This window comes from Acinetobacter johnsonii, assembly GCF_048551975.1.
In the GTDB taxonomy this organism is placed as follows: domain Bacteria; phylum Pseudomonadota; class Gammaproteobacteria; order Pseudomonadales; family Moraxellaceae; genus Acinetobacter; species Acinetobacter johnsonii_A.
This window is the reverse complement of the sequence record NZ_JBIMCF010000255.1, coordinates 1-265: the sequence shown is the minus strand read 5'-3', so window position 1 is coordinate 265 and position 265 is coordinate 1. Positions and strand designations below refer to the sequence as shown.

The following is a 265-nucleotide window of genomic DNA, read 5'->3' as shown; positions in this document are numbered from 1 at the left end:
TATGCATAGAATGATATAGGATACTTTATTTCGAACCTAATTTATATAAATGAATATTCATCATCCTGAAAAATGTTTGACATGATTAGCCTGCCCTTGGTTTACACCATCTTAGAATTAGTCGCTTATACCACCTCTTTTTGGTATTTGTTAATCATATTAATGGCTAAACGTGTTCCAAACCATTGGTTTATTGGCATTATTTTAGGCTTAGGCTTATTCCTACATGCAACTTTTTTGTACCATTACATGCTCAAGCCAATGG

1 pseudogene is annotated in these 265 nt (G+C 32.8%); it reads left to right on the top strand.

The annotated features are described in order from the left end of the window. Nucleotides 1–81: 81 nt before the first annotated feature. A pseudogene (locus tag ACG9ZB_RS17420) lies at nucleotides 82–265 on the top strand (cytochrome C assembly protein); the annotation flags it as partial.